The 23954-nt window shown below is 66.2% G+C and carries 23 protein-coding genes and 2 pseudogenes; 15 read left to right on the top strand and 10 right to left on the bottom strand.

The window, feature by feature from the left end; genetic code table 11:
* Positions 1-18 precede the first annotated feature (18 nt).
* The 7 genes from FLG15_RS06760 to FLG15_RS06730 are packed head-to-tail and all read left to right on the top strand — an operon-like array spanning position 19 to position 6849.
* On the top strand, positions 19-1017 hold the full coding sequence (locus tag FLG15_RS06760) for an acyl-CoA desaturase (RefSeq protein ID WP_057679757.1): 999 nt from the start codon (positions 19-21) through the stop codon (positions 1015-1017).
* Entirely contained in the window at positions 1014-2264 is a 1251-nt protein-coding gene (locus FLG15_RS06755) for an NAD(P)/FAD-dependent oxidoreductase (RefSeq protein WP_057679756.1), read from the top strand. Before FLG15_RS06760 ends, FLG15_RS06755 begins: the two co-directional genes overlap by 4 nt.
* Positions 2264-3148, top strand: coding sequence for a DUF1365 domain-containing protein (locus tag FLG15_RS06750; RefSeq protein WP_209225466.1), 885 nt, complete (start codon positions 2264-2266; stop codon positions 3146-3148). Before FLG15_RS06755 ends, FLG15_RS06750 begins: the two co-directional genes overlap by 1 nt.
* Positions 3145-4440 carry an SAM-dependent methyltransferase gene (locus FLG15_RS06745; RefSeq protein ID WP_057679755.1) on the top strand — a complete coding sequence of 432 codons (1296 nt, stop codon included), beginning with the start codon at positions 3145-3147 and terminating at the stop codon, positions 4438-4440. The genes FLG15_RS06750 and FLG15_RS06745 overlap by 4 nt, the downstream gene beginning before the upstream one ends.
* Positions 4437-4982, top strand: a complete 546-nt coding sequence (locus FLG15_RS06740; protein WP_057679754.1) for a DUF2878 domain-containing protein — start codon at positions 4437-4439, stop codon at positions 4980-4982. Before FLG15_RS06745 ends, FLG15_RS06740 begins: the two co-directional genes overlap by 4 nt.
* On the top strand, positions 4979-5761 hold the full coding sequence (locus tag FLG15_RS06735) for a DUF1295 domain-containing protein (protein ID WP_057679753.1): 783 nt from the start codon (positions 4979-4981) through the stop codon (positions 5759-5761). Before FLG15_RS06740 ends, FLG15_RS06735 begins: the two co-directional genes overlap by 4 nt.
* Before the next feature lie 17 nt (positions 5762-5778).
* A complete protein-coding gene (locus FLG15_RS06730) occupies positions 5779-6849 on the top strand; it encodes an SAM-dependent methyltransferase (RefSeq protein WP_057679752.1) in 1071 nt (356 codons plus the stop codon).
* A 158-nt stretch (positions 6850-7007) separates the two neighbouring features.
* On the opposite strand, the gene FLG15_RS06725 is transcribed toward FLG15_RS06730, so the two are convergent.
* Entirely contained in the window at positions 7008-7355 is a 348-nt protein-coding gene (locus FLG15_RS06725) for a RidA family protein (protein ID WP_008578235.1), read from the bottom strand.
* A 10-nt stretch (positions 7356-7365) separates the two neighbouring features.
* Positions 7366-8072: pseudogene (locus tag FLG15_RS06720) on the bottom strand (DUF998 domain-containing protein).
* 264 nt (positions 8073-8336) lie between these two features.
* On the opposite strand from FLG15_RS06720, the gene mprF reads away from it, so the two are divergent.
* A complete protein-coding gene (mprF, locus tag FLG15_RS06715; RefSeq protein ID WP_057686991.1) occupies positions 8337-10901 on the top strand; it encodes a bifunctional lysylphosphatidylglycerol flippase/synthetase MprF in 2565 nt (854 codons plus the stop codon).
* A gap of 434 nt (positions 10902-11335) precedes the next feature.
* On the opposite strand, the gene FLG15_RS06710 is transcribed toward mprF, so the two are convergent.
* From FLG15_RS06710 to FLG15_RS06680, 7 genes are all read right to left on the bottom strand, one after another.
* Positions 11336-12706, bottom strand: coding sequence for a virulence factor (locus FLG15_RS06710; RefSeq protein ID WP_057679083.1), 1371 nt, complete (start codon positions 12704-12706; stop codon positions 11336-11338).
* 69 nt (positions 12707-12775) lie between these two features.
* Positions 12776-12970 (bottom strand): oxidoreductase-like domain-containing protein, encoded by a 195-nt coding sequence (locus tag FLG15_RS06705; protein WP_057679082.1) that lies wholly within the window; start codon positions 12968-12970, stop codon positions 12776-12778.
* A gap of 63 nt (positions 12971-13033) precedes the next feature.
* Entirely contained in the window at positions 13034-13639 is a 606-nt protein-coding gene (locus tag FLG15_RS06700; protein ID WP_057679081.1) for an HD domain-containing protein, read from the bottom strand.
* Between the two features lie 34 nt (positions 13640-13673).
* A complete protein-coding gene (gene thpR, locus FLG15_RS06695) occupies positions 13674-14276 on the bottom strand; it encodes an RNA 2',3'-cyclic phosphodiesterase (protein ID WP_057679080.1) in 603 nt (200 codons plus the stop codon).
* Positions 14277-14549: 273 nt separating this feature from the next.
* Positions 14550-15005 (bottom strand): PA2169 family four-helix-bundle protein, encoded by a 456-nt coding sequence (locus tag FLG15_RS06690; RefSeq protein ID WP_017158528.1) that lies wholly within the window; start codon positions 15003-15005, stop codon positions 14550-14552.
* Positions 15006-15226: 221 nt separating this feature from the next.
* Positions 15227-15397, bottom strand: a complete 171-nt coding sequence (locus tag FLG15_RS06685) for a hypothetical protein (RefSeq protein WP_057679079.1) — start codon at positions 15395-15397, stop codon at positions 15227-15229.
* Positions 15398-15555: 158 nt separating this feature from the next.
* Positions 15556-16767 carry an MFS transporter gene (locus FLG15_RS06680; protein WP_057679078.1) on the bottom strand — a complete coding sequence of 404 codons (1212 nt, stop codon included), beginning with the start codon at positions 16765-16767 and terminating at the stop codon, positions 15556-15558.
* Between the two features lie 220 nt (positions 16768-16987).
* Between FLG15_RS06680 and FLG15_RS06675 the strand changes: the two genes are divergently transcribed.
* Together FLG15_RS06675 and FLG15_RS06670 are read left to right on the top strand one after the other, a co-directional pair.
* Entirely contained in the window at positions 16988-18106 is a 1119-nt protein-coding gene (locus FLG15_RS06675; RefSeq protein ID WP_150145726.1) for an alkene reductase, read from the top strand.
* A 210-nt stretch (positions 18107-18316) separates the two neighbouring features.
* A pseudogene (locus tag FLG15_RS06670) lies at positions 18317-18578 on the top strand (hypothetical protein).
* Positions 18579-18659: 81 nt separating this feature from the next.
* Here FLG15_RS06670 and FLG15_RS06665 read toward each other — a convergent pair.
* Complete coding sequence (locus FLG15_RS06665; protein ID WP_057679076.1) at positions 18660-18995, bottom strand: zinc ribbon domain-containing protein YjdM; 336 nt, start codon at positions 18993-18995, stop codon at positions 18660-18662.
* Positions 18996-19109: 114 nt separating this feature from the next.
* Here FLG15_RS06665 and FLG15_RS06660 point away from each other — a divergent pair, with 114 nt between their 5' ends.
* The 5 genes from FLG15_RS06660 (at position 19110) to FLG15_RS06635 (ending at position 23895) form a co-directional block, all read left to right on the top strand.
* Complete coding sequence (locus FLG15_RS06660; protein WP_057679075.1) at positions 19110-20156, top strand: cation diffusion facilitator family transporter; 1047 nt, start codon at positions 19110-19112, stop codon at positions 20154-20156.
* A gap of 340 nt (positions 20157-20496) precedes the next feature.
* Positions 20497-20970, top strand: a complete 474-nt coding sequence (locus tag FLG15_RS06655; RefSeq protein ID WP_017155634.1) for an FKBP-type peptidyl-prolyl cis-trans isomerase — start codon at positions 20497-20499, stop codon at positions 20968-20970.
* A gap of 152 nt (positions 20971-21122) precedes the next feature.
* On the top strand, positions 21123-22496 hold the full coding sequence (locus tag FLG15_RS06650; protein ID WP_150145724.1) for an Hsp70 family protein: 1374 nt from the start codon (positions 21123-21125) through the stop codon (positions 22494-22496).
* A 189-nt stretch (positions 22497-22685) separates the two neighbouring features.
* Positions 22686-22871, top strand: coding sequence for a hypothetical protein (locus FLG15_RS06645; protein WP_017155632.1), 186 nt, complete (start codon positions 22686-22688; stop codon positions 22869-22871).
* A gap of 430 nt (positions 22872-23301) precedes the next feature.
* Positions 23302-23895 carry a mechanosensitive ion channel family protein gene (locus tag FLG15_RS06635; RefSeq protein WP_150145720.1) on the top strand — a complete coding sequence of 198 codons (594 nt, stop codon included), beginning with the start codon at positions 23302-23304 and terminating at the stop codon, positions 23893-23895.
* Positions 23896-23954: the final 59 nt, after the last annotated feature.

The raw sequence follows: 23954 nt of genomic DNA, 5'->3' as shown, positions 1-23954 counted from the left end.
ACCTATGGAGAATCACGCGTGCCGAGCACTGGCCTGGACCCTCACGCCGCAGCGCCGCAGCCCGCCACCGCACCGCCACGCGGCGGCCTGGCCGCACGGGTCGGCAGCCTGCGTCGCTGGGTGGATTCGCAAACCAACGAGCCCCTGGACCCAGCGCGTGCCGATCGCATCGACTGGCTACGTGCGGTGCCCTTTATCGCGTTGCACCTGGCCTGCCTGGCAGTGTTCTGGGTCGGTGCGTCCTGGTTTGCGGTGGGCATGGCCGTGGCGTTGTACGCGCTGCGCATGTTCGCGCTCACCGGGTTTTATCACCGCTATTTTTCGCACCGCGCCTTCAAGACTTCGCGAGTGTTGCAGTTCGTGTTCGCCGCCATCGGGGCCACCTGCGTGCAGCGCGGGCCGTTGTGGTGGGCGGCGCATCATCGCAACCACCATCGGCATACCGACACCGGGCGCGATCCGCATTCGCCGGCGCAGCACGGCTTCTGGTGGAGCCATACCGGCTGGTTCCTGACCCCGCGCAATTTCCGCACCGACTGGGAAGTGATCCCCGACCTGCGCCGTTTTGCCGAACTGCGCTTTCTGGACCGCTTCGACATCGTGATGCCGGTGCTGCTGGCGCTAGGCCTCTACCTGCTCGGCAACTGGCTGGCAGTAGCTGCGCCCGCGCTGGAGACCAGCGGTGCGCAGTTGCTGGTGTGGGGCTTTGTGATCTCCACCGTGGCGTTGTTCCATGCCACCTTCACCATCAACTCGCTGGCGCATCGTTTCGGCAGCCGGCGCTTCGACACCCGCGACGACAGCCGCAACAATTGGCTGCTGGCATTGCTCACCTTCGGCGAAGGCTGGCACAACAATCACCATTTCTTTCCCGGCTCGGCGCGCCAGGGATTGCGATGGTGGGAATACGACATGACCTGGTACGGACTCACCGCGATGTCGTGGGTGGGGCTGGTGTGGGACCTCAAGCCGATGCCGAAGCTGCTCACCCAGCGCGCCGAACGGGTGAAACGATGAGCGAGGGCAGAATTGCCGTGGTCGGCAGCGGAATCGCCGGCCTCGGTGCAGCGTGGCTGTTGTCGCGGCGCTACGAGGTCACCTTATTCGAGGCCGCCGATTATCTGGGCGGGCATACGCACACGCACGACATCGACCTGGACGGTCAGCGTTACGCGGTGGACAGCGGCTTCATCGTGTTCAATCCGCAGCATTACCCGCTGCTCACCCGCATGTTCGCCGAGCTGGACGTGGCCGCGCAGCCGACCACGATGAGCTTTTCGGTCCACGATGCACGCAGCGGTCTCGAATACAACGCCGGCAGCCTGGGCGGATTGTTCTGCCAGCGCCGCAACCTAGTCAGTCCGCGCTTCTGGGGCATGCTGGCCGACCTGCGCCGCTTCTATCGCCAAGCACCGGCGGTGCTGCACAGCGACGAGCGTTTCAGCACGCTGGGCGCGTATCTGCAGCGGCACGGCTATTCGGATGCGTTCCGCGACCAGCACCTGGTGCCGATGGCCTCCGCGCTGTGGTCCTCGCCCTCGCAGACCATTCTCGAATTTCCGATGGGCCAGTTGATCGGTTTCATGGCCAATCACCACATGCTGCAACTGAGCGGGCGCCCGCAGTGGCAGGTGGTGCGTGGCGGGTCCAACAGCTATGTGCGTGCGCTGCGGCGGCGCTGGCAGGTGATCGAGCGCCTGTCCACGCCGGTACAGTCGATCCGCCGCACGCCCAATGGCGTGGTAGTGAAAGCTTCGCATTGCGAGGAACATTTCGACCACGTGGTGCTGGCCTGCCATGCCGACGATGCGCTGGGTCTGCTCAGCGACGCCACGCCGGCCGAACGACACATCCTGGGCGGCATCACCTACCAGGACAACGATACCGTGCTGCACACCGATGCCAGCGTGCTGCCGCGCGACCGGCGCGCCTGGGCCGCATGGAACGCGCACGTGCCGGCCGACCCGGATGCCGCCTGCACGGTGAGCTACTGGATGAACGCACTGCAGTCGATCGCGTCACCGCAGCCGTTCATCGTCAGCCTCAATCGTAATCACGAGATCGACCCCGGCAAGGTGCTGCGGCGCATGCGCTACCGCCATCCGGTACAGAACGCGGCGGCAGTGGCGGCACAAGCGCGCAAGGCCGACATCCAGGGCGTGCAGCACACCTGGTTTGCCGGCGCCGCGTGGGGCTTCGGTTTCCACGAAGACGGCCTGCGCAGCGGCGTGGACGTCGCGCATGGCCTGGGAGTGCATTGGTGATGCAGCTGCTGCGCGACGCCCACCACGACGCGGTGCCGTTGCCCCCTGCCGAGGGCAGCGGTGCCGGTCGCGTGGCGGGGCCGTTGCGCAGCGCGATCTACACCGGCTGGGTGCGACACCGGCGCTTCATGCCCAAGGCGTTGCACTTTCGCTATCGCCTGTTCCTGATGTACCTGGATCTGTCCGAGCTGGACCAGGTGTTCGCACGACGCTGGTTGTGGTCGGTGGGGCGCGCCAATCTGGCGCAGTTCCGGCGCAGCGACTATCTGGGCGATGCCAACATTCCGCTGGACCAGGCCGTGCGCGACTGCGTGCAGACGCATACCGGCGAGCGCCCCGAAGGCGCGATCCGGCTGTTGACGCACCTACGTTATTTCGGCCACGTGTTCAACCCGGTCAGCTTCTACTATTGCTTCGATCGCCACGACAGCCTGCGCTGGATCGTGGCCGAAATCACCAACACCCCCTGGCAGCAGCGCCACACCTACGTGCTGCCGGTCGCGCAGGCGCGCACACATCGCGATGTGCACGCGTGGCGCTTCGACAAGCGCTTCCACGTTTCGCCGTTCATGGGCATGCAGCACTGCTACGACTGGCGCTTCAGCGTGCCGGATGCGCAGTTGCGCGTGCACATGGATGTGCTGGACACCGTTGGCGACGATGCCGGCGGTTCCATCGACAACAGCGGCACGCGCCGCTTCGACGCCACCTTGGTGCTGCAGCGTCAACCGCTCACCGCGCGCAACCTGGCGCGCACGTTGCTGGCCTATCCGTTGATGACGGTGTGGGTGGTGGTCGCCATCCACTGGCAGGCCCTGCGCCTGTGGCTGCGCGGCAACCCCGTCCACGACCACCCTCACCCGCCTGTGCGAGAACCCCGATGAACGCCACGTCCCTGCCCGATCACGCCGCGCCGCGCGCGGCCTCCTGGACGGACCGCCTGCTGCGCAAGCGCCTGCTGGCCACGCTTGGCGAGTTGCGCGATGGGCAACTGCAGCTGCACGAAGCCGGCACCGTCACCACACTTGGCACGGCCACTGGCGCGCAGGCCTTGCAGATGCAGTTGCGCGTGATCGATCCCGGCTTCTATCGGCAGGCGGCGCTCAACGGCAGCGTCGGTGCGGGCGAGTCGTATATGGACGGGCAATGGCAGTGCGACGACCTGGTGGCGTTGATGCGGCTGCTGCTGCGCAACCGCGAGCGGCTGGACGCGATGGAGACCGGCACCGCGCGTTTGGGCGGCTGGGCCATGCGCAGCCTGCATGCGTTTGCGCGCAATACCCGCAGCGGCAGCCGGCGCAATATCGCCGCGCATTACGATCTGGGCAACCCGCTGTTCAAGCTGTTCCTGGATGAAAACCTGATGTACTCGTCGGCCATCTTCGTCGATGGCGAAGAGGCGCAGGGCGAAGCGGCGCTGGAGCGCGCAGCAACCCGCAAGCTCGAACGCATCTGCCAGAAACTGCGCCTGGCGCCGCACCATCATGTGGTGGAGATCGGCACCGGCTGGGGCGGCTTCGCGCTGCACGCCGCACGCGAACACGGCTGCCGCGTTACCACCACCACCATTTCGCGCGAGCAGTTCGAGCTGGCCAACCAACGCATCGCCGCGGCAGGGCTGAGCGATCGGGTGACGGTGCTGTTGCGCGACTACCGCGACCTGGAAGGCCGCTTCGACCGCGTGGTCTCGATCGAGATGATCGAAGCCATCGGCCACCAGTATCTGGACACCTACTTCGCCAAGGTCGGCAGCCTGCTGGCGGACGATGGCGAAGCGCTGATCCAGGCCATCACCATCGAAGACCACCGCTACAAGCAGGCGCTGCACTCGGTGGACTTCATCAAACGGCATATTTTCCCGGGCAGCTTCATTCCTTCGGTTGCGGCGATGACCGGCGCGATCGCGCGCGCCAGCGATCTGCGCCTGTTCAATCTGGAAGACATCGGCCCGAGCTACGCGCTGACCTTGCGCGCGTGGCGGCAGCGTTTCATGGCGCAGTTGCCGCAGGTGCGTGCGCTGGGTTACGACGAGCGCTTCATCCGCATGTGGGAGTTTTACCTGGCCTATTGCGAAGCCGGTTTTCTGGAACGCTCGATCGGCGATGTGCATTTGTGGCTGAGCAAGCCCGGTGCGCGCCCGCCGCAGTTCGTACCGGGCCTTGCCGCCGACGCATGAAGCAGCTCGGCAACTACCTCGGCCTGCAGGTGCTGTGGCTGGTAGCGGTCAGTTCCGCTGCGCATGCGCGCATCTGGCCAACGCTGCTGGTGCTGGCCGCATTTGCGCTGTACCAGCTGTGGCCATCGCGACGCGCGCCCGGCGACGTGCAGTTAGTGGTGGCAGCCTTATCGCTGGGCTTGCTGCTGGACACCACGCTCGCCGCGGGCAATTGGGTGCGCTACGCCGCGCCGTGGCCGGGCAGCCTGCTGGCGCCGCCGTGGATCCTGGCGTTGTGGCTGGGCTTTGCGCTCACCCTCAACCATTCGCTGGCCACGGCAATGCAGCGGCCGTGGCTGGCGGTGCTGCTGGGCGCCATCTTCGGGCCGTTTTCGTACTGGCTGGCGCAACGCAGCTGGCATGCGGTGGAATTTCAAGCGCCTTACCTGCATGCCGTGCTTGCCGTGGGCATCGGCTGGGGCGTGGCCTGCGGCGTGTTGTCGCTGTATGCACGCCGGCTGGCGCGACCATTGCCCGATGACCCCACTGGAGAACTGCAATGAATGCCTGGCCGCTGCTGCATGTGGGCGTATTCGCAAGCGTGGTGATGGTGATCGGCTGGCTATGGCAGCGTCGCAGCGGCAACGCCGGCCCGGTCGATGTGTTGTGGGCGGGCTGCCTGGCGGTGGCTGCGCCGTATTGTGCGTGGATGTCCGATGGCGCGGTGCTGCCGCGCGTGCTGGTGGCGGTGCTTGGGGGCGTGTGGGGCGCGCGTCTGGCGCTGCATCTGGGGGTGCGCGTGTTCGGTGACCCGCACGAAGACGGCCGCTACCGCGCGTTGCGCGAACATTGGAACGGCAGCCAGAGCAAGTTCCTTGGCTTTTTCCTGGCCCAGGCGGTGGTGGTGGTGCTATTTGCGGTGCCGTTCCTGGCCGCTGCGAGCAACCCAAACGCGCAATGGAGCGCATGGACAGGCATCGCGATCGTCGTGTGGTTGATCGCAGTCGGTGGCGAGGCATTGGCGGACCGGCAGCTGTCGGCGCACAAGGCCAACCCGGCCAATCGCGGCAAGACCTGTCGCGCCGGACTATGGCGTTATTCGCGCCACCCAAATTACTTTTTCGAGTTCGTGCACTGGTTCGCGTATCTGGCGCTGGCCGTCGGTGCAGGCCCGTGGCCGGTGGCGCTGTGCGCGCTCGGGCCGGTGGTGATGTTCGTGTTTCTGTATCGCTTCACCGGCATTCCTTACACCGAGCAACAGGCGCTGCGCTCGCGTGGCGAGGACTATGCCCAGTACCAGCGCAGCACCAGCGCGTTCTTTCCGCTTCCCCCTTCGTCCTGATTTGCCTGGAGAGTTGCATGTCTACCGTTATCGTCCCGCCCTCCGCGCAGCCCGAAGAAGCCTTCGCCACGCGGCTCGCCGAATCCGGCGTGCTGCCCGATGCGGTCTTGCGCTACGGCATCCGTCGCCTATGTGCGCAGCGCCTGCGCGATGAGCGCGGCAACGATGCCGATGCCAACGGCGAGCGCCAGCGCGCCTTCATCGACAGCCTGCGCGCCAGCGCAATCGCGATCGAAACCGATGCGGCCAATCGCCAGCATTACGAATTGCCGCCGCAGTTCTTCACCCTGTGCCTGGGCCGCCGGCTCAAGTACAGCAGCTGCTATTGGGACGCCACCACGCCCACTCTGGATGCCGCCGAAGAACGCATGCTGGCGCTGTACGGCGAACGCGCCGAGCTGGCCGATGGACAGCGCATCCTGGAATTAGGCTGCGGCTGGGGCTCGTTGACGCTGTGGATGGCCGAGCGCTATCCGAATGCCAGCATCACGGCAGTCTCCAACTCACGCCCGCAGCGCGCGCATATCCTCGAGCAGTGCCGCATCCGCGGGCTGGGCAACGTGCAGGTGATCACTGCCGACGTCAACGCGCTGACCCTGCCACCGGGCGACTTCGATCGCGTGGTGTCAGTGGAAATGTTCGAGCACATGCGCAACTACCGCGAGTTGCTCGCGCGCGTCGGCAGCTGGCTGGCACCGGGCGGCAAGCTGTTCGTGCACATTTTTTGCCACCGCGATCTGGCCTACCCGTTCGAAGTGGCAGGCGAAGACAACTGGATGGGCCGGCACTTTTTCACCGGCGGGCTGATGCCGGCGGCCGATACCCTGCTGCATTTCCAGCAAGATGTGGTGATCGAACAACGCTGGGTGCTGTCGGGCGAGCATTACGAAAAGACCGCCAACGCCTGGCTGGAAAACCAGGACCGCCACCGCGACCAGATCATGCCGCTGCTGAAGCAGACCTACGGCGACGATGCGCAGCGCTGGTGGCAGCGCTGGCGGATGTTCTGGCTGGCATGCGCGGAATTGTTCGGCTACGACCAAGGCCGCGAATGGGGTGTGGCGCATTACCGCTTCGTCAAGCGCTGACTGCAGCGCCGGCAGTGGTTGCGAACATGACTGCAGGCCACCATGCACCGTGCGTGCATACGTGCGCGCACTGCGATAACCGCGCAGCAGTCACTTGGTTGCGCTGAAGCGGTGCGTGCCATCGCGCGCCGCTTCAAGCGCCGCACCCAGTGGCGCGCTCAGCCCGCCGCAGCGGTCACCACGATTTCCACCTTCCACTCCGGCCGCGCCAACTTGGCTTCAACGGTGGCGCGGGCAGGCGTGAAGCCGTGCGGCACCCACTCGTCCCAGGCCTTGTTCATGCCATCGAAATCGGCGATGTCGGCGAGGAAGATTTCCGCCCGCAGGATCTTGGTCTTGTCGCTGGCCGCCAGCGCCAGCAGCTTGTCGATCTCGCCCAGCACCTGGCGGGTCTGCCCGGTGATGTCCTGGCTGGTGTCCTCGGCAATCTGGCCGGCCAGGTAACACACGCCGGCATGGACGGTCATTTCGGACATACGCGGACCCGCATCGAATCGCTGCAGCATTTCAGGCTTCCTACGGTTGATTGACCCCTGCATTGTCCCGCGAATGCGGCAGACGTGCAGCCCCGTCGCGCTCGCAGCGCGCCAACACGGTGCCCGCGCGCACCATCCACACCACGATCAGCACGATGGCGATCTTCTGGCTGGTGCCCAGAGGTGCGCTCGTCACCGTGACATGGAACAGCAACACCGCAAACGCGGCCCAGCCCAGCAGAAAGGCCGAAGGAAGTGCGCACGCCACCGCACATCGCGTCGGAAGTACCACGACTGCAGCAACACCGCGGCAATCACGCACAGAAACGTCGTATCCGCCGACAGCACATGCACCATCGCCGCTGCCTCCGGTGCCAGCTCGGGCATCCAGCTGTCCCCGATCGAGACCATGCACAGGCCCACTGCGGCCATCCAGAACAAACCCAGCACGGTGCGGCTGCGCGCGGCCGGCGCCAATGCCGCATACAGGCCCAGCGCCAGCCACGCCATCGTGGCGGCCAACAGGCAGTAGGCGGTGCGCAGCAACAGGCCATACGGGCCGTGCAGATAGGCGCTCAGTTGCGCATCCACCCACCATAGATCGCCGCGCAGCCATTGCAGCACCAGCACCAGCCCAATGAAGACCATGCCCGCGGCCGCGGCGATGCGGCCGGCGGAGCCGCGCCAGCGCGGCGGCATGGCGCGCGCGTGGGGCGCAAACCTTGGGGAATCGGGTGGATTGCGCATCAGCAGCCTGTCTGCCTTCCAACTGTCATGGCGGTCCTGTCGTGTTCGTTCGGCAAGTGTGTGCGGCTTTGCCCTATGATGCGCGCGGCCGGCCCGCACAGATACTGTGTCGGTACGATCGAACCACGGCGTTCACCGGATGTCGGCACCTTCGCAACCACGCGGCATGCACCCTCAACCCGACCGGCCCATGCATTGCAAACGCGCGCGCGGCACATCTCGTGCATGCACCCTTCTTCCCTTTCAGCAGATCCCGTTGCCCTCATGACGGATACCTCCACGTCCTCCGAAAGCTCCGCCAGCGGTTGGCGTCGCGCCCTGCCGGTCATCATCAGCCTGGCGATCCTGGCGATGGCCCTGCATGCGCTGTCGTCGCAGTTCACCGACCACGGCTATCGCCAGATCCGGCACGCGTTCCGTGCGCTGGGTGCGGGGCAGATCGCACTGACGCTGCTGCTCGGCTTGAGCAGCTACGCGTGCCTGGTCGGCTTCGACTGGGTGGGGCTCAAGCGCACCGGCAAGCAGTTGCATCCGGCACGGGTGGGCATCACTGCCTTCATGGCGCATGCGGTCGGGCAGACCTTGGGCTTTGCCGCTCTCACCGGCGGCGCCGTGCGCCTGCGCGGCTACGGCAGCGTGGGCCTGACCCTGGCCGAGATCGGCCAGGTGGTGCTGATGAGCACACTTGGTTTCATCTTCGGGGCCTGGGTGCTGCTGGGTCTGGCATTGCTGCTGGAACCGGAAGCGGCCGCGCGCGCGTTGCCGATCACCGCGCAGGCCATCCGCATCGCCGGCATCGTCCTGCTGGTCGGCTACGGCGCCATGCTGGCGCTGGTCGGCAAACAGGGCCGCGAGTTCGGCATCCGCAGCCACCGGTTCTGGTTACCGGACCGCACCACGGTCCTGGGCGTCACCGCACTGAGCGTGGTGGAGCTGGGCCTGGCCGCGGCCGCGTTCTACGTGCTGCTGCCGCCGGACCCCGGTACCGGCTACTTCGGCTTCATCGGCATCTGGCTGGTGGCCGTGGTGGCCGGGCTGATCTCCACCGTGCCGGCCGGCCTGGGCGTGTTCGAGTGGAGCCTGCTCAAACTGCTGCCGCACGTGACCCCTGCCGCGGTCCTGGCGGCGGCGCTGGCTTACCGCGTCACGTATTACATCGTGCCGCTGCTGATCTCCGTGGCCATGGCGGCCGCCTCCGGGCTGCGCGCGCCGGTACGCGTCGGCGCCAGCACCGCGCGCACCGTGTGGAAGACCCTGCGCCCGTGGCTGCCGCAGATTCTGGCGTTGGCGGTGTTTGCGGTGGGTGCCGCGCTGGTGATCGACGGCACCCTGCCGACACCGCGCGCGCGCCAGGAAGTGGCGCCGCTGCCGCTGATCGAAACCTCGCACCTGCTGGTCAGCCTGGGCGGCATGATGCTGCTGCTGATCGGCCAGGGCCTGCAGCGCCGCAGCCATGCGGCCTGGGTGCTGGCGCTGGGCGTGTGCCTGCTGCTGCCGCCATTGGCGCTGCTGCGCGGCAGCCATATCTCGGTGTCGTTGTCGGCGGCGCTGGCAGCAGTTGCGCTGTGGGCGGCACGGCGCGAGTTCTATCGCCAGGGCGCGCTGCTGGACGAAGCCTGGTCATGGCGCTGGCTGAGCAACCTGGGCCTGGTGCTGGTGGCCACGTTCTGGCTGCTGTTCTTCGTCTACAGCCATGTCGAATACAGCAACGATCTGTGGTGGCAGTTCGCCACCTCGGCCAATGCGCCGCGCGCATTGCGCGCCGCGCTGATCTTGTGCGTGGGCGTGATCGTGTTCGGCATGGCGCGCCTGCTGCGTGGTGGGCGCAGGCCGATGCCGGCCGCCGATGCCCAGACGCTGCAGACGCTGGCACCGATCCTGGCCACCAGCACCGATACCCAGGCCTGCCTGGCGCTGACCGGCGACAAGGCGTTTTTGTTGGATGAGCAGCGCCGTGGCTTTGTGATGATGCAGCGCTATGGCGGTTCGTTGATTTCCATGGGCGACCCGGTCGGTCCGCCGGAGGTGGCGTGCGCGCTGATCTGGCGCTTCCGTGAAGAGGCCGACCACATGGGCCTGCGCCCGGTGTTCTACCAGGTCGGCGAACGGTACTGGCAGACCTATCTCGACATGGGCCTGACCCTGGTCAAGCTGGGCGAAGAGGCGATCGTGCCGCTGGAGGGTTTCACCCTGGAAGGCCGCGACCGTGCCGACCTGCGCCAGGCCTGGAACCGCGGCAAGCGCGGCGGCCTGAGCTTCCGCATGCTGCCGCCCGAACAGGTGGAGGAGGTATTGCCGCGCCTGGCCGAGGTGTCGGAACAATGGCTGGAAGAAAAATCCGGCGAAGAGAAAGGCTTCTCGCTGGGCAGCTTCGATCCGGATTACCTGCGTCGCTTCCCAGTGGCGGTGGCCGAGGCCGAAGGCCAGATCGTGGCATTCGCCAATGTGTGGTGGGCACCGGCCGGTGGCGAACTCTCGGTGGACCTGATGCGGCACAGCGCGCAGGCACCGAAGGGCACCATGGACTTCCTGTTCATCGAGTTGTTCCTGTGGGGCCAGGCCAACGGCTACACGCGGTTCTCGCTGGGCATGGCGCCGTTGTCGGGCCTGGCCGAACATCGCCTGGCCGGGCGCTGGAACCGCTTCGCCAGCCTGGTCGCGCGGCACGGCGAGCGCTTCTACGGATTCAGCGGTCTGCGCCGCTTCAAGTCGAAGTTCGCCCCGACCTGGCGCCCGCGCTACCTGGTCGCCCCCGGCGGCATGCATCTGCCGGCCGCCTTGCTGGATGTCACCCGCCTGATCTCGGCCGATCCTGGGCGGCAGGAGTAAGGCCTGGCGGGACGCTGGCGCCAGGCCTGCGGGTCTGGCGGCACTGGTCACTGCGGATGCCGGAAGCGCAGGCGCACTCGGTTCCTGCAATGCTGGCCTGCCAAGAAACGGGGGCGAAACGTGAAGGCGCGGTGCCGCATTCGAGGGCGGGACCGTGCGGCGGCCTGGATCCAGCCAGAGCGCTTGCATGGATGGATTCACCTGCATCCCGACACCGGATGCGGCACCGCGGCCGCTCACCAACCTTGCGCATGTCGCTGCGGGCGTTTGCACGCATGCCATCGCCGGCGGCCGAAAGGAATCGCCGGGGCGGAAAGCACGGCGGCGGAATTGAATGATCGGACTTCTGTACATCGCCTTCGGCAGCGACGTACAGCGTCAAGACGCCGACATCGACACGTCGGCGCGCGCATCAAAGCAACCGGTGTTGCGCCTTATTTCGACAGCGCGTGCAACTGGTCCATGATCGTCTTGGCCAGGGTCGCGTAATCGCCCTTGAAATGGTGATCGCCCGGCAGTGCGACCCGCTTGGCCGCGTTTGCGGGCAGGTCCGGGCAGAGCGCATCGCCGTCGTCCTGGCCGTAGATGCACACCGTCGTGCCGGCCGGCAGACGCTGTATCTCCGGCGCGATCGGCAGGCCCTCGTCGTCCGAGCCCAGCCAATTGCTGACATGGAATTCGTAGTCGGCCAGCTTGCCGACCGACAACAGCGCCGTCATGCGCAGGTTCTGCTTGGTCGCCGCCGGCAGTTTGTTGATGGCCGCCGGCAGCACGTCGGCGCCCTGCGAAAACCCGATCAAGACCACGCGCTGACGATCCCAGCGCTGCGCATAGATGCGGGCAATGCGATCCAGGTCGTCGGCAAAGCCTTGCGGCGTGCGCTCGGTCCAGAAGTAACGCAGCGAATCCAGGCCGACCACCGGAATGCCTTGCGCGGCGAGCGCGTCGGCCACCTCTTCGTCCAGGCCGGCCCAACCGCCATCGCCGGAGACGAAGATCACGAAGGTGTCGTCGTCGCTGTCGCCATCGGGCTTGGCCGGCAGTTCCACCACCGGCAGATCCGCCAGACCGCCCGGCGGCGGCGGCAAAGCCACCCCCTTCTGCTCGCCCAACGAGCGCACCGCGGCACGCAGGCCGGGCAGGATGTCGCCTTGTGCGGAGCGCCGGAAGGTTCGCGCCTGCGGCACCTGTTTGAGGAAACCCTCCTCGGTGGCCGCGGGGCAGCGTTTGTCCTGGCTGGCGGCCAGCACCCACGGAATCTGCAGCGGCACCGGCAACAATGTATTGGTGCCCGGGCTGACACCCGGCTGGCAGATCGCCTGGTTAGACACGGTGGCCGGGCACAGCCCGTCGGTCAGCACGCCGGCCAGCACATGCGACTTGGATTGCGCAGCGATCGCGTAGGCCAGCGCCGCGCCCTCGCCATCGCCCACCAGCAGCGGCAGGCGGTAGGTGGGAATGTGGTAGAAGGCCTGCATGTAGCGCGAGAAGTTTTCCACGTCGCCAACCGAGAACGTGCAGGTGCCGCCGGCCTTGCGCAGCACCGCGTACAGGTGCGCGGTATCCACCACCGCCACCATCGCACCGTCTGCGCGCAGGCTTTCTGCCTGGGCCTGGCGCTTGGCGGCATTGCCGGCACCGGCCAGCCAGATCACCACCCGTTGCGGCTCGCCCTTTGGCATCAGCACCGGCACCTGCTCGAAACGGCCATGGCTGACCGGTCCCGGCGCCTGCGCGGCGACCATGCCCGACAGCGTCAACATCGCCGCGCCGCAGAGCGCGCTCCACATTTCAAGTCGTCGCATGTCGCACCATCGGGAAAAGTGGTTCAAAGATAATCGTTCCGGACTGCAGCGCGAAGCGCGGGACAGCGCTCATTGGGCTTCGGGGCGGCTGGGCACCGGCTGGCGCGCCTCCCACGCGGCCAGGGCCTGGCGGTAACGCGTCAGCTCCTCGGCATACAGATCGTGCACGCACAGCGGGCAGCCGCTCTCGCAACATTCGTTGGGCGCAGGCGGCTGCGGGGCGATAGGGCGTGGGTCGGGGCTGGAAGCAGCGCTGTCGTGCATGCGGGCATTGTAGCGTGCGCATCGGACTCAGCCGGGCATGCAGCCCGGCCGGGGCATGGCCGCTCAGCGCCCCAGCCGCCGGCGCAGATTGGCGCGCGCCGCGGTGTCGTGATGGGTATGGAAGTAGTCGCTCAGGAAGATGCGCGGTTGCTTGAGCACACCGGCCAGGAACCGGCGGCGATTGAGCCGGAACAGCACGCTGGGCACGTGCCCGCGATACTCCTCGGCGATGGCCCGATCATAGGCATCGAACACCGCTGCGGGCGCGGCCAGGATCGCCATGTCGCAGTCCAGGAACAGCGCGGCGTCTTCATCCACATCCTGCGGCAGCACGTGCCCATGCCGGGCCGTGAGCAGGATCAGCGCCTGCACCCGCTCGACATCCACCTGGGCCTGCGGCCACCAGCGCGGGATGGATTCGGCCGCCATCCGTGCCGATTGCGCTTCATTGTCGCTGCGTCCGGGCTGATACACCGCATCGTGGAACAGCACCGCCAGCCAGACCTCCACCGGCTGGCGCCAGCCCGGCCCGGCGACGACCTCTGCGTAGTGCTGCAGCACCGCGCGGACATGGCCGAAGTGGTGGTAAGCGCGCGGTGGCGTGGCATAGGCCTGTTCGAGCGCGGCCAGGTGGTCGGCGTGCAATGGCAATGGCGTGACGATGCCCATGCCGCAGGCTACCGCGTACGCGTGGCCATGCCCATCAGCGCAGCGACCAGCGGCCTTCGATCTGGTAGCGCGACTGGCCGAGAAAGCTGCGCACCAACGCGAACTCGCGTACGGTCCAGGCAAGCGCATCGCAGCGCCGCTGCGGCACCGCCTGATTGCAGTACAGCAGCGTCATGTGCGGCGTGTATTGCGCGTCGCCGGCAATGCCGACATGCGCCAGCTGCTTTCCCAATGCGCCTTGCAGCTCGTAAAGCCCACGCACCTGCTCTTCGCCACGCAGCACGCAGGGAAGCTGCGAGCGCCTGCCACCGAAGGTGCCGACGCGATCGAACTCCACCTCGAACGCGTCCATCTGCACGCGCGTCGCGGCCTGGCTGGCGCGGCTCACCAACGAGGGCGGCAGGCCACCGGCGTAATCGCCCAGATGATGCAGGGTCACATGCAGCCGTTCGCGCGCAAGCGGCTTGCCTTCGGCGTGCCCGCCTTGCAACAGGTTGTCGGCGATCCGCGCTGCATGCTCGGCGGTGGGCGCATCGGCCATCACCGCGAAAAACAAACGTTCGGTGGTCTTCTCTTCGCCAAGCCCGAGCGACAACTGCGCCTCGGCCGACGACAGGTACAGGAACTGTTGCTTCATGGGTGGATGCCACGACCGCGCAACGCGGGCCTGCCTGAAGAAGGGCGGCGGATACTAACAGACCCGACGCGCACCGAATATGCCGAATTGCAGGATGCGGATGTGGAACCGTTCCGCATTGCGTGGAACTGCGATTGCGGCGTTGGCCAGGCACGCGCGCCGTGCCACGACACAAAAAGAAACGGGCAGCCTGCGCTGCCCGTTTCCGCCTTTATCGTCTTACCCCGGAGCTGCATCGGTTCGGTGACGATGCACTTCGGTTCTGCACTCGATTTATGCAGCGCTCTTCATCGCATGCTTGCGGTTACGCATGACGTCATGGCAAGCGCGCACTTCCGGCAGCAGGCGCAGCGCGGCTTCGCGTGCAGCGGCCGGGGTGTCCTGGTCGGCGATGGTCTGATCGAACGCCTTCAACAGACGGTCTTCGGACTCTTCCAATTCGGCCACATAGCCGTACTTGGTGTCGCCCAGGGTTGCACGAACCTTGCCGTAGAACTGCTGCATGCTGCCCACCATGGTGCCGTGCTGTTCCGGCGTTCCACCGGCGGCGGTGACCACACTGCTCAGGCTGCTGACGATGTCGGTCTTGACGCCGGCAATGCGACGGAACAGCGTCGCGAGCTCTGCGTCGCCCACCTTGGCCGCGGCTTCTTCATAGAAGTCCTTGCCGTCGCGCGAGATGGCGATAAGGTCGTTGAGGCTATGCTCGGTTTTGCTCTGAATGCTCATGTGTGGCTCCTTGTTGGGATGGGCCGACGCTGCACGGTGCGATGACTGCGCATGCGGCGGAAGGTGAGTCAATCGATGGCTCGATTGCATTGCCGTCGCGTTGTGTACGGCCTCATCCTCGCCCCGCCTGCATAATCGATATGTGAGCGATGCGGGCGTCTTCCTCACACCGTCGTGCAGGCGATGAATTGCAATTCATCCATGCCAACAGCGGGTCAAGATCACTTCGGCTGGCGACTGGCCCACATGTTGTCGACCAGGTTCGGATACGGCCGTCCCGCTTCTTCTGCACGCTGCTTGGCCGCTGCCTTTTGCGCGTCGGTCAATGGCGTCGACTTCGCCTTGCCCTTGGGATTGGCGCGCTTCCACGGCGGTGGAGTGAACTCGGTCATGGCACTGTTCGGTCCGCTTGGTTGGGCACCAAGTCTCGCCGCTACCACGTGAGATGGCTGTGGCGACGCCATGGTCTGCGGATCGCCGCATCGCGGCGCAAGCGGCTGCCGCGTGGCGAACGTTGCCGCGAGCGCTTGCCCGTCGCGGCACCGACCACTCAGCAGTTCGTCAACACCGTGCGCTGCTGATGACGCTCCTGCCACACCGCCGCTGCATAGACCAGCAACCCACCGAGCGCGGTGGCCGCGCCGACATAGCCGGTGGAGGTCCATCCCCAACCTGCCGTGATCGCCATGCCGCCCAGCCAGGGGCCCAATGCATTGGCCGTATTGAACGCTGCATGGTTGGAGGCTGCGGCCAGGGTCTGCGCTTCTGCTGCCACGTCCATCAAACGCGTCTGCAAGGCAGGCGCCAACGCCCCCATGGTGCCGACCGCCACGATCGAGACGAACACCCACACGTCTGATAGCGCTGCCAGCGGAAACGTCAGCATCACCACCATCGACCACAGCAGCAACACCGGCACCGCGCGGAACTGCATGCGGTCGAACAACCAACCGCCCAGGATGCTGCCCAGCACCCCGCCCACGCCGAATGCCACCATCGCCAACGGGATACGCGCTGCGGTCACGCCGGTCACCGCAGTCAAGGTCGGCGCAAGGTAACTGAAGACGCAGAACATGCCGGAAAAACCCACCGCCCCGATCGCCAATGCCAGCCACACCTGCGGCTGATTGAACGCGCGCAATTCACGCAGCGGCTGCTGGCGCGGCTCCTCCGGCTGCGGCGGCAACAGGATCGCCACAGCGGCGACCGTGCCCAGCGCAATCACCGACACCGACGCATAGGCCCAGCGCCAGCTCACGATTTGCCCCAGCCAGGTTGCCAGCGGGTTGCCCACCAGCAACGCGACGCTCAACCCCAACAAGACCCGCCCCACTGCAGTGGCACGTTGATTGGGCGGGCTGATCGATGCGGCCACCAGCGACGCAACGCCGAAGTAGGCGCCGTGCGGCAGCCCGGCGATAAAGCGGCACAGCAGCATGGTGTGGTAGCTCGGTGCCAATGCGCTGGCCACGTTGCCCAGCGCATAGAACACCATCAGCATCAGCAACAAGGTGCGCCGCGGCCAGCGCGCGCCCAGGATCGCCAGCAAGGGCGCACCAACCACCACGCCCAGTGCATACGCGCTGATGACGTGACCGACCTGCGGTTCGGTGATCTGCAAGCCCTGCGCAATCTGCGTCATCAGGCCCATGGTGGAAAATTCGCTGATGCCGATCGCGAAGCCGCCCATCGCCAGCGCAAGCAGGATCAGCACGTAATCGCGCCGGGACACGCGTGACGAGGAAAAAGCGGTATCGGTCATGCCCGACTCCAGGAATGGCGGGGCGGCCTATTATTGTGCAATGCAGCAGAGCAGGAAAGCGCGACACCACGGCCTGTTCAGTCCCAGCGCCCACTCCATCACAGTTACAACGCATTCGACGCGACAGGGACGCTGTGTCCTATCTGCATCGCTCGAATCTGCTCGAGTCCGCCACCATCGCTACCGGGCACCGCGATCGGCGCGGCGTCGCGCCTGGCGCGTGATCAATTTCGACTGGCTGCTGATGTCCAAATCCACTCAATCCCCCTTGTTCTCGCCGGTGCGCCTGGGCGCGCTGGATCTTGCCAACCGCGTGATCATGGCCCCGCTGACGCGCAACCGCGCCGTCGCGGGCCAGGTGCCCTCGCCGCTCGCCGCCGAGTATTACGGCCAGCGCGCCACCGCCGGCCTGATCGTGGCCGAAGGCACCCAGATCAGTCCGCTGGGCCAGGGCTACCTCGATACGCCCGGCATCTACACCAAGGAACAAATCGACGGCTGGCGCGCCGTGACCGATGAAGTGCATCGCCGCGGCGGCAAGATCGTGCTACAGCTGTGGCACGTCGGCCGTGTCTCGCACACCAGTGTGCTGCCGCCGGGCGAAGTGCCGGTTGCGCCCAGCGCCATTCGCGCCGAAGGCAAGACCTTCACCAAGAACGGATTCGAGGACGTGTCCGAGCCGCGCGCGCTGGCACTGGACGAAATCCCCGGCTTGATCGAGGACTACCGCATCGCGGCGCGCAACGCGCTCGATGCCGGCTTCGACGGCGTGGAAGTGCATGCGGCCAACGGCTATTTGTTGGACCAATTCCTGCGCGACAGCTCCAACCAGCGCACCGACGCCTACGGTGGCGATATCGAAAACCGTACCCGCCTGCTTGCCGAAGTGGTGCAGGCGATTGCCGATGAAATCGGCGCCGAGCGCACCGGCGTGCGCTTGTCGCCGGTGCCCCCGGTGTACGGCGCGCACGACTCCGACCCGCAGCCGCTGTTCGAGCGTGCGGTCGAGCGCCTGAATCTGATCGGCGGGCTGGCCTTCGTGCACGTGATCGAAGGTGCCACCGGCGGCCCGCGCGACAACATCGCCTTCGACTACGCCGCATTGCGCGCCAAGTTCGACGGCGCATGGATCGCCAACAACGGCTACGACCGCGGCATGTCCGAACACGCCATCAGCAGCGGCTACGCCGATGCGATCGCCTACGGCCGCCCGTTCATCGCCAACCCGGACCTGGTGCGCCGGCTGCGCGAGAACGCGCCGCTGGCCGAGATCGATCAGGCAACGATGTACGGCGGCGGTGCCAAGGGCTACACCGATTACCCCGCATTGCCGAAGTGATCGCCTGATCAGCACCTCACCGCGCGACCGCACCTGCCACCTGGCATGGTGCGGTTGCGTGGGTAACGCCGATGCGCTGCATCCTGCTGGTGGCCGATAAGCAGCTGCCGGTCTTGCAAATGCACCGCTTACTATGCGGCCCGACAGCCAGGGTTTGTTGATGGAAGTGCCGCCACCTCATCCCGGTGTGCACCGTCACGACCGGGTCGATTGCTGGACGGCTGCCGCGAACTCAGCGGCGCGCCGCCAATCCGCTTCGTCGCCGGGATGGGTTCGAATGCGACCTGCGGCAATCCGGGTGACAAGGTCGATGCGCTGGATGCGATAAGCCGGCGCCGGCGCACGCGGCGGTGTCGGCCAGCAAGGTGGCTTGAGCAGCGCCCGCCGCGACATGCGCTGGTGGATGCGACAGCGCGGCAGGGTAACGGCGGTGTCTCCGCGCGATCAGCGCAACGGGCCTGCACTTCCCTAGCCTCAGGTGCGCTGCGCATAGGGGCGATGCGCGCGCCGGCTTGGCGCCATCGCGTTCTGCGGCGCCGCTGGTCAACCGCGCCTATGCCTTGCGCAGGAAACAGGTCTTCAACACCAGGCCCTTGATCTTTTCCGAGTTGCCCTCGATGTGCTCGGCATCGTCTTCGACCAGGCGAATATTGCGGATCACCGTGCCCTGCTTGAGCGGGATCGAAGAGCCCTTGACCTTGAGATCCTTGATCACGGTGACCGTGTCGCCGGCCTGCAGCACGTTGCCGTTGCTGTCGCGCACCACCGTCGTGTCTGCCGCGGCATCGCCCGCGCTCCATTCGAAGCCGCACTCGGCGCAGATCGACGTCGCGCCATCGGCATAGGTGTTGTCCAGTCCGCATTGCGGGCAGGCGGGGACGGTAGGCATGCAATTCCTTGATCGAAGCGGGCGTGGATTGTAGCCGCCCGGGTGCGCGATCACGCACCCGGCACGGCGATGGCGCGATAGTGCGGCGCTTGTCGAATGCCCCGCAGGTCGCGCGTGTCCCATCAGCCAGTGTCCCCTTCCTCGCGCACAATCCCGCCCTCCCCTCGCCCCGAACAGGGCGACGCCGGCCGCGGTAACGGCCCAGGCAAGACCAAGGGGTCGCACGTGGTGGTGTACGTGGCACTGGCGGGCAATCTGGCCATTGCCGTGGCCAAGTTCATCGCCGCCGGCATCTCCGGCAGCTCGGCCATGCTCAGCGAAGGCGTGCATTCGCTGGTGGACACCGTCAACGAAGTGCTGCTGTTGTATGGCTTGCGCCGCGCCGCACAGCCGCCCACCCCGACCCATCCGTTCGGTTACGGGCGCGAGCTGTATTTCTGGAGTTTCATCGTCGCCCTGCTGGTCTTTGCGATGGGTGCAGGCGTGTCGCTGTACGAAGGTATCGTGCATTTACGCAACCCCGAGCCGGCCAAGAGCCATCTGATCGCCTACTGCGTGCTCGGCGTATCGATCGTGTTCGAAGGCATTTCGTGGGTGGTGGCGGTACGCGAATTTCGCTCCAAGAAAGGCCGCATGGGCTATTTCCAGGCATTTCGCCAGAGCAAGGACCCCACCACCTTCACCGTATTGTTGGAAGACAGCGCCGCATTGATCGGCCTGCTGATGGCGCTGCTCGGCCTGGCCGGTGCGCAATTGTTCGACATGCCCGAACTCGACGGCATCGCTTCGATCGGCATCGCCGGGGTACTGGCATTTACCGCGTTCCTGCTGGCGCGCGAAACCAAGGGCCTGCTGATCGGCGAGCCGGCGCATGCGCATGTCACCGACTCGCTGCTGCGCATCGCCGCCAGCGACCCGGACGTGCGTGCGGCCAATGGCGTGCTCACCATGCAGATGGGCCCCAACCAGGTGGTGGCGGCGTTGAGCGCCGAGTTCGAAGACAGTCGCACCACACCGCAGATCGAGGCCTGCGTCGGGCGAATCGAAGCCGCTGCCAAGCAGCAACATCCCGAACTCACCGCCCTGTTCATCAAGCCGCAGACCCCGGAAACCTGGCGTGCACGGCGTGCGCAGATCGAGAGCGGCGCAGAGCCGAACTGAGGGAGACCGGAGCGTGCGGTATGCAGATGTCGTGATGGACATGCCTATCGGTCGCTGCGGGGTTGCGCGTGTCGTTCTAACCAAGCGCCATTGCCGAACTCGCCGATCGCGCTGAGGACGGTCGGCCCGACCCACACCCCGCTTCAATCCGTGGTCGCGCTGACGTAGCCGGCGCGAGCCTGGTCGTGGCGTCGTGCCGCCAAGCTGATCCCCGCCTCAACCGCAAACCCGGCTGCGGTTGCATGATCCGGTGCGATTGCCTACGGTGTGCGTGCGGCATCTCTTCGCATCGTGAATCAGCCGATGCATTCCCCTCGATCACCCGTCATGGAGGTTTCCAATGGAAATCAGCCAAGGTCGCGTTGCGACCATTCACTACACCCTTTCCGACGACAACGGCCAAGTGCTGGACCGCTCCACGCCCGACACCCCGCTGAGTTATCTGCATGGCGCCGGCAACATCGTGCCCGGCCTGGAGCAGGCACTGGAAGGCAAGCAGCTGGGCGATACGCTCACCGCCGACGTCGTGCCCGAACAGGGCTATGGCCCGCGTCATGCGCAGCTCATCCAGCAGGTGCCCCGCGATGCGTTTCCGACCGATGTGGAAGTGGTCCCCGGCGTGCAGTTCGAAGCGCGCACGCAGCAGGGCCCGGTCCTGGTCACAGTGACCGAGGTCGGCCCTGACCAGGTCACCGTGGACGGCAACCACCCACTGGCCGGGCAAACGTTGCACTTTGCGGTCGAGGTGGTGGCAGTGCGCGAGGCCACCACGCAGGAATTGAACGACGGTCACGTGGCCGAGCTGGCGGCCTGACCGGAGCGCGCGCCGCGCCCGCGTGGCTGCGGCGCGGCCAGTGCCCGACACAGCGCCTGTGTTCGGCCACTGGCATCACCGACGCTGCCGGTCTCGACGGCAGGCGCGGCAGCCGTAGTAAAGTGCGCGGCCCGCTCTCCAGGCCCGTCTGAATGAAACTCGGCATCGACTTCGGTACCAGCAACTCCGCCGCCGCGGCGATCGTGGATGGGCAGGTGGTGCCGGTGCGCTTCGGCGAGGCCTTGCAGTTCCGCACCACCGTGTATTTTCCCGAGACCATGCGCGACCCGGACAATTTCAGCCTGACGCCAGCGCTGGAGTACGAGGTGGAGCGGCTCATCGACTCGGGCCGCCGCGATGCATTGGCCGCCGGCCGCACTCCCAACAACGACAGCCTGCGCCGCGACGCGATCCGCATCGTGCGGCGGCAGTGGATGGAAGAGCAGGTACGTGAGCCACGCAGTTCCGCTGCCCTGCTGCAGAACGCCGTCTACGGCGACGAAGCGCTGGATGCGTATTTTCTCGAAGGCGAAGGCAGCCTGGTGCAGAGCCCCAAGTCGATGCTGGGCTACAACCTGCATCCGCGCGCGCGCCAAACCATTACCGGCATCGCGACCCATGTGCTGGAACATATCCGACTGACCGCTTCGCGCCAGTTCGATGTGAACATCCGCCAAGCCACCCTGGGCCGGCCGGTGCAATTTCGCAGTTCGATCGGCGAGGCCGGCAATGCGCAGGCGCTGGAGATCCTGCAGACCGCCGCGATCGCCGCCGGTTTCGACAATGTGGACTTTCTCGAAGAACCTGCAGCGGCCGCGATGCATTACCACGTCAGCCACGACAGCCGCCACGACACCGTGGTGGTGGATATCGGCGGCGGCACCACCGACATTGCCCATGCCAGCGTCGGTGGCAGCGCTGCGCCGCAGGTACACCGTGCCTGGGGAATTGCGCGAGGCGGTACCGATATCGATCTGGCGCTGAGCCTGGCGGCCTACATGCCACTGTTCGGCCGCGGCATCACCCGCGTGCCCACCCACCATTACGTGGAGGCGGCGATGGTGCAGGACATGACGCGACAGCGCGAATTTCGCCTGCACAAGTACCAGGACGTGCCCGCCCCCTTCGACAAGCGCCTGCAGGCCCTGCAGGACACCGGCAACACCGCGCGCCTGTATCGCGGCGTGGAAGCCTGCAAGATCGCGCTCAGCGAGGCGGATCGGCACCAGGCCGCGCTCGACTTCATCGAGCGCGGCCTGGGCGTGGACGTGCAGGCCGATGCATTGGTTGCGTCCGCTTCCAGCTATCTCGGCGAATTGGCGAGCCTGCTGGAACAGGTGCGCGCCGACATGGCGGCCGCACCGACGACGGTGTTCCTGACCGGCGGCATGTCGCGGGCCGGCTACATCCGCGAGACCGTGGCCGCTGCGTTCCCCGAATCGCGCCTGGTGCATGGCGATCCGTCATTCGGTGTGGTCCAGGGCTTGGCCTGGGCCGCCGCACAGGCCCACTCGTCGGGCGATTAACACGCGCTGCCACCTCATCCCTTAGAATGTGCGGTTGCTGCTCGACGCCCAGCCGTCTTGCCTGCAATGGCACGCACACCGTGCCACCGCAATGGCGCACCGAACGCCGTCGCACTCTCGACACCGCTTCCGCGCGCGCCACCCTAGCCGCACGCGGTGTCACCGCACTTCCCCGCTACAGGAGGCCACATGGCACGTCCCGCGACCAAGCAGAAATCCCAGCCCAGCATCGCTCGCAGCGAAGGCAAGTCGCAGCCGCTCAGTCGTGAGCGCATCGCTGCCGACATCGCCGCGTTCCGCAAGACCGGCGGCCGGATCGAAGTGCTCACCACCAACTTCGGCCCGGCGCGCAACGACGGCGACAAAACCGCCTGACGCAGCCAACACCGCGGCAGGTTGCAGTGCATGGTGCCGCGAAGTTGGATTGTTGTATCGACATGCCACCGCAAGGTGGCATGTTTGTTTCTGGGGTACGTCGCTGTCATGCAGACGCATCACGCAGGAACGTACCTCCAATGCGATGTCGTGTCGCTTGTGGCGACGCCCCACGCAATGACTTCGCACAGGCTGCCGATGCGCGGCAACCGAACGCTGCGGGGCGTCGGCGCCTTGCGCCGCATCCGCGCTACCCCCCCAGGCGTGTACCTGCCGACTCCACCTGCATGCGCGTGTGGGCATGCACGCATTGAACGCGTGCAATCTGCGGCACGTCTACATGCGCAGACGCGCATGCATTCACGCTGCACACCGACAGCGCAGAGTTGGCCCGCTACAATGAATGCCCCTTTTGATCCTGCACGCTGAGATGTCTGCCGCCGATGCGTTGCCCGCCATGATCCGCAGCCTGTTGCCCCATTGGAATCCAGCATGGCTGGCGATTGCGGTGCCGACGGTCAAGATCGTGCTGATTCTGGCAGTTGCCGCGCTGGTCCGCCTGCTGCTCCGGCAATTGCTGCGGCGGCTGTGCACGCGTTACAGCGTGCCGGCCGAAATGATGATCGGTATCCGCCGCGTCGGCAGTTTCGTCATTTCGGTCAGTGCCTTGCTGATGGTGCTGCGGGTCGTCGGCGTCTCGGGTGGCACCTTGTGGACTGCATTCACCGGGTTCGCAGCCGTCGGCGCAGTGGCCTTCTTCGCTGCATGGAGCGTGCTGTCCAATATTTTCTGCACGTTCCTGATCATCACCACGCGGCCATTTCGCCTGCACGATCACATCGAGGTACTCGAAGGCGGCGACAAGCCCGGCTTGAAGGGACGTGTGATCGATATCAACGTGATCTACACCACGCTGGAAGAAACCGGCGAGCGTGCCGGTAGCGTACTGCAAGTCCCCAACAGCCTGTTTTTCCAGCGTACGACGCGTCGCTGGCGCGAGACCGGCAGCTTCAACGCCAACTAGGCGCAAGGCGAAGACGCGTGACGGCGGCGAGTTCGCCAGTGGCAGAACGCAAACACGGC

It is taken from the genome of Xanthomonas phaseoli pv. dieffenbachiae (genome assembly GCF_008639345.1).
In the GTDB taxonomy this organism is placed as follows: Bacteria; Pseudomonadota; Gammaproteobacteria; order Xanthomonadales; family Xanthomonadaceae; genus Xanthomonas; species Xanthomonas phaseoli.
Note: the sequence above shows the minus strand (reverse complement) of the source record. Positions and strands in the feature narration are given on the sequence as shown.

Excerpts from the sequence above, each read along its gene's own strand:
- FLG15_RS06755 (WP_057679756.1), top strand. The coding sequence starts at position 1,014 with ATGAGCGAGGGCAGAATTGCCGTGGTCGGCAGCGGAATCGCCGGCCTC.
- FLG15_RS06750 (WP_209225466.1), top strand. The coding sequence starts at position 2,264 with ATGCAGCTGCTGCGCGACGCCCACCACGACGCGGTGCCGTTGCCCCCT.
- FLG15_RS06745 (WP_057679755.1), top strand. The coding sequence starts at position 3,145 with ATGAACGCCACGTCCCTGCCCGATCACGCCGCGCCGCGCGCGGCCTCC.
- FLG15_RS06740 (WP_057679754.1), top strand. The coding sequence starts at position 4,437 with ATGAAGCAGCTCGGCAACTACCTCGGCCTGCAGGTGCTGTGGCTGGTA.
- FLG15_RS06735 (WP_057679753.1), top strand. The coding sequence starts at position 4,979 with ATGAATGCCTGGCCGCTGCTGCATGTGGGCGTATTCGCAAGCGTGGTG.
- FLG15_RS06730 (WP_057679752.1), top strand. The coding sequence starts at position 5,779 with ATGTCTACCGTTATCGTCCCGCCCTCCGCGCAGCCCGAAGAAGCCTTC.
- FLG15_RS06725 (WP_008578235.1), bottom strand. The coding sequence starts at position 7,355 with ATGCTGCAGCGATTCGATGCGGGTCCGCGTATGTCCGAAATGACCGTC.
- mprF (WP_057686991.1), top strand. The coding sequence starts at position 8,337 with ATGACGGATACCTCCACGTCCTCCGAAAGCTCCGCCAGCGGTTGGCGT.
- FLG15_RS06710 (WP_057679083.1), bottom strand. The coding sequence starts at position 12,706 with ATGCGACGACTTGAAATGTGGAGCGCGCTCTGCGGCGCGGCGATGTTG.
- FLG15_RS06705 (WP_057679082.1), bottom strand. The coding sequence starts at position 12,970 with ATGCACGACAGCGCTGCTTCCAGCCCCGACCCACGCCCTATCGCCCCG.
- FLG15_RS06700 (WP_057679081.1), bottom strand. The coding sequence starts at position 13,639 with ATGGGCATCGTCACGCCATTGCCATTGCACGCCGACCACCTGGCCGCG.
- thpR (WP_057679080.1), bottom strand. The coding sequence starts at position 14,276 with ATGAAGCAACAGTTCCTGTACCTGTCGTCGGCCGAGGCGCAGTTGTCG.
- FLG15_RS06690 (WP_017158528.1), bottom strand. The coding sequence starts at position 15,005 with ATGAGCATTCAGAGCAAAACCGAGCATAGCCTCAACGACCTTATCGCC.
- FLG15_RS06685 (WP_057679079.1), bottom strand. The coding sequence starts at position 15,397 with ATGACCGAGTTCACTCCACCGCCGTGGAAGCGCGCCAATCCCAAGGGC.
- FLG15_RS06680 (WP_057679078.1), bottom strand. The coding sequence starts at position 16,767 with ATGACCGATACCGCTTTTTCCTCGTCACGCGTGTCCCGGCGCGATTAC.
- FLG15_RS06665 (WP_057679076.1), bottom strand. The coding sequence starts at position 18,995 with ATGCCTACCGTCCCCGCCTGCCCGCAATGCGGACTGGACAACACCTAT.
- FLG15_RS06655 (WP_017155634.1), top strand. The coding sequence starts at position 20,497 with ATGGAAATCAGCCAAGGTCGCGTTGCGACCATTCACTACACCCTTTCC.
- FLG15_RS06650 (WP_150145724.1), top strand. The coding sequence starts at position 21,123 with ATGAAACTCGGCATCGACTTCGGTACCAGCAACTCCGCCGCCGCGGCG.
- FLG15_RS06645 (WP_017155632.1), top strand. The coding sequence starts at position 22,686 with ATGGCACGTCCCGCGACCAAGCAGAAATCCCAGCCCAGCATCGCTCGC.
- FLG15_RS06635 (WP_150145720.1), top strand. The coding sequence starts at position 23,302 with ATGTCTGCCGCCGATGCGTTGCCCGCCATGATCCGCAGCCTGTTGCCC.